This window comes from Paracoccus denitrificans (assembly GCF_900100045.1).
Classification (GTDB): domain Bacteria; phylum Pseudomonadota; class Alphaproteobacteria; order Rhodobacterales; family Rhodobacteraceae; genus Paracoccus; species Paracoccus denitrificans.
This window is the reverse complement of record NZ_FNEA01000073.1, coordinates 1-4,031: the sequence shown is the minus strand read 5'-3', so window position 1 is coordinate 4,031 and position 4,031 is coordinate 1. Positions and strand designations below refer to the sequence as shown.

3 protein-coding genes are annotated in these 4,031 nt (G+C 71.2%); all 3 read left to right on the top strand.

The window, feature by feature from the left end; all coding sequences use genetic code 11:
* Window positions 1-1,776: sulfoacetaldehyde acetyltransferase (xsc, locus tag BLT64_RS25660; protein ID WP_074810787.1), on the top strand; the 1,776-nt coding region annotated here is incomplete at its 5' end.
* A gap of 273 nt (window positions 1,777-2,049) precedes the next feature.
* Window positions 2,050-3,066 (top strand): YeiH family protein, encoded by a 1,017-nt coding sequence (locus tag BLT64_RS25655; RefSeq protein WP_011747340.1) that lies wholly within the window; start codon window positions 2,050-2,052, stop codon window positions 3,064-3,066.
* A gap of 12 nt (window positions 3,067-3,078) precedes the next feature.
* Window positions 3,079-4,031: phosphate acetyltransferase (pta, locus tag BLT64_RS25650; RefSeq protein WP_074810782.1), on the top strand; the 953-nt coding region annotated here is incomplete at its 3' end.

Genomic DNA, 4,031 nt, shown 5'->3' with positions numbered 1-4,031 from the left:
ATGACGACTGAGGAGTCTTTTGTCAAAACCCTTCAATTGCACGGGATCGAGCATGCCTTTGGCATTATCGGCTCTGCGATGATGCCTGTTTCGGACCTGTTTCCGCGGGCCGGGATCACGTTCTGGGACTGTGCGCATGAGACGAATGCCGGGATGATGGCGGACGGTTTCACGCGCTCGACGGGGCGGATGTCGATGGCGATCGCGCAGAACGGTCCCGGGGTGACGGGGTTCGTGACGCCGGTCAAGACGGCCTACTGGAACCACACGCCCTTGCTTCTGGTGACGCCGCAGGCGGCGAACCGGACCATCGGGCAGGGCGGTTTCCAGGAGATGGAGCAGATGCGCATCTTCGCCGATTGCGTCTGCTACCAGGAGGAGGTGCGCGACCCGAGCCGCATCCCCGAGGTTCTGAACCGGGTGATCATGCAGGCCTGGCGCAACTCGGCGCCGGCGCAGATCAACATCCCGCGCGACTTCTGGACCCAGGTGATCGACGTGGATCTGCCGCAGGTGGTGGGCTTCGAGCGGCCGGCGGGCGGCGAGCGGGCGGTGGCCGAGGCGGCCAGGCTGCTCTCCGAGGCGCGGTTCCCGGTGATCCTGTCGGGCGCCGGCGTGGTGCTGTCGGGCGCCATTCCCGACCTGGTCGGGCTGGCCGAGCGGCTGGATGCGCCGGTCTGCTCGAACTACCAGCACAATGACAGCTTTCCGGGCAGCCATCCGCTGGCCATGGGGCCGCTGGGCTACAACGGCTCGAAGGCGGCGATGGAGATCATCGCCCGGGCCGACGTGGTGCTGGCGCTGGGGACGCGGCTCAATCCGTTCTCGACCCTGCCGGGCTACGGCATCGACTACTGGCCGAAGGATGCCAGGATCATCCAGGTCGACATCAATGCCGACCGCATCGGGCTGACCAAGAAGGTGGCGGTGGGCATCCAGGGCGATGCGGCCAAGGTGGCGCGCGGCATCCTGGCGCAGCTGGCCCCGGCCGCCGGCGATGCCGGGCGGCAGGAGCGCCGCGACCTGGTGGCGCAGACCCGGTCCCGCTGGGCGCAGGAACTGTCGAGCCTGGACCACGAGGAGGACGATCCCGGCACCGAATGGAACGAGCAGGCGCGGGCCCGCGACGCCGGTCTGATGAGCCCGCGCCAGGCCTGGCGGGCGATCATGCAGGCGGTGCCGAAGGAGGCGATCGTCAGCTCGGACATCGGCAACAACTGCGCCATCGGCAATGCCTATCCCAGCTTCGAGGCGGGGCGGAAATACCTGGCGCCGGGGCTGTTCGGTCCCTGCGGCTACGGCTTCCCGGCGATCCTGGGGGCCAAGATCGGCAATCCGGAGGTGCCGGTGATCGGCTTTGCCGGCGACGGCGCCTTCGGGATCTCGATGAACGAGATGACCGCCTGCGGGCGCGAGGACTGGCCGGCGATCACCATGGTGATCTTCCGCAACTACCAGTGGGGGGCGGAAAAGCGCAACACGACGCTGTGGTACGACAACAACTTCGTCGGCACCGAGCTCGACCGCGACACCTCCTATGCGAAGATCGCCCAGGCCTGCGGGCTGGTGGGCGTGCAGGTGCGCAGCCAGGAGGAGCTGACGGCGGCGCTGCACGATGCGGTCGAGCGGCAGATGCAGGGCCGCGAGACCACCTTCATCGAGGTGCTCTTGAACCAGGAGCTGGGCGAGCCCTTCCGCCGCGACGCGATGAAGAAGCCGGTGGCGGTGGCCGGCATCGACCCGGCCGACATGCGCCCGCAGCAGGGCGCCGCCTGATCGGGTGCGGGGTGCGGAGGCTCCCGGCCCCCGCACCCCGCCTTCTGCGTCCCGTCCCGCCCCGCCTCGCCCCGCCCCGCCCTGCCTTCCCCGCCTTGCCTACTCTGTTCGGCCAATACTCCGGGGGGCGCGCGCCAGCGCGGGGGGCAGAGCCCCCCTCGGCGCGGGACGCGCCGCACGCGACAGGCCGCGGCGGCGCCCGCATGACCCCATGACCCCAGACCGGCGCAGAGCCTTCTGCGCCGGCCCCATCCCCGCATCCCGGTGAGCACGATGATTTCCACCATGATCCCTTCGCGCGGCCTGATCGAGGCGGCCTTTCCGGGCTTCGCGGTCTCGGCCCTGGTCGCGGCCACGGCGCAGTTCCTGTCCGACCATTACGGCGCCCCGGCCATGCTGCTGGCGCTGCTCCTGGGCCTGGCGCTGAACTTCCTGGCCGAGGACGGCACCCGCACCGCCCCGGGCGTCGCCTTCACCGCGCGCACCGTGCTGCGGCTGGGGGTGGCGCTCCTGGGCGCGCGCATCTCGGCCGGCATGCTGGCGGCGCTGGGGCCCGGCGCCATCGCGCTGGTGGCGGCGGGGGTGGTGCTGACCATCCTCTTCGCGCTCGCCGCCAGCCGGCTGGTCGGCCGCGGCTGGCGCTTCGCGCTGCTGACCGGCGGCTCGGTGGCGATCTGCGGCGCCTCGGCGGCCATGGCCATCGCCGCGGTGCTGCCGCGCCACGAGAAATCCGAGCGCGACCTGGTCTTCACCGTGCTCTCGGTCACCGTGCTCTCGACCGTGGCCATGGTGCTCTATCCGATGCTGGCCGGGTTCTTCGGCTTCACCGCGCGCGACAGCGGCGTCTTCCTGGGCGGCACCATCCACGACGTGGCCCAGGTGGTCGGCGCCGGCTTCTCGATCGGTCCCGAGGCCGGCGAGACCGCCACCCTGGTCAAGCTGATCCGCGTCTCCATGCTGGCGCCGGTGGTGCTGTGCTTCTCGCTGGCGATCCGGGCGCGCGGGCTGGCCGACAGCCGGGGCGGCAAGGCGCCGCCGCTCCTGCCGGGCTTCGTCATCGGCTTTTTGGTGCTGGCGGCGCTCAACAGCCTGGGGCTGGTGCCGGCCGCGGTCTCGGAACTGGCCGGCCAGCTCTCCCGCTGGGCGCTGCTGATCGCCATCGCCGCGGTCGGCATCAAGACCTCGCTGAAGAAGATGTTCGAGGTCGGCACCGGCGCCATCGCGCTGATCCTGGCCGAAACCGTGTTCCTGGCCGTCTTCGTCACCATCGGCCTGCATGTCCTGGGCTAGGGGAGGCAAGCCATGAAACCGCTCGACCGCATCCACGAGGCCGCGAAGGCCCTGGACCGCCACATCATCCTGCCCGAGGGCGAGGATCCGCGCGTCGCCGAGGCCGCCCGCCGCCTGCTGGCCGCGGGGCTGGCGCGCGTCACCCTGATGGGCGGGCCCGAGATCCCGGGCGCCGGCCGCATCGACCCGGCCGGCGCCCCCGACCTGGCCGAGCTGGCCGACCACTGGCACCGCATGCGCGCCGCCCGCGGCATGACCGCCGAGCGCGCGCTCACCGAGATGCGCGACCCGATCCGCCAGGCCGCCATGCGGGTGCGGCTGGGCCAGGCCGACGGCACCGTGGGCGGCGCGGTCGCCACCACCGCCGACACCGTGCGCGCGGCGCTGCAGATCATCGGCAAGGCGCCCGGGGCCGGCATCGTGTCGAGCTTCTTCCTGATGCTGTCCTGCGGGCCCGGGGCGCCCGTCAGGGGCGGGATGATCTTCGCCGATTGCGGGCTGGTGATCCAGCCCGACGCGCGGGAACTGGCCGCCATCGCGCTCTCGGCCGCCGACAGCTGCCGGCGCATCCTGGCCGAGGAGCCGCGGGTGGCGCTGCTCTCCTTCTCGACCGCCGGCTCGGCCGAGCATCCGAGCCTCGGCCGCATCCGCGAGGCCCTGGCCTTGATCCGCGCCGCCGCACCGGGTCTCGAGGTCGACGGCGAGATGCAGTTCGACGCCGCGCTCGACGAGGCGATCCGGGCCAGGAAGGCCCCGGAAAGCCCGCTGACCGGACGGCCCAACGTCTTCGTCTTCCCCGACCTCGCCGCCGGCAATATCGGCTACAAGATCGCCGAGCGCCTCGCAGGCCTCACCGCCATCGGACCCATCCTGCAAGGCCTCGCAAAACCCGCAAACGACCTCTCGCGCGCCTGCTCGGTCAAGGACATCGTAAACGCAACAGCAATAACCGCTATGCAGACGAA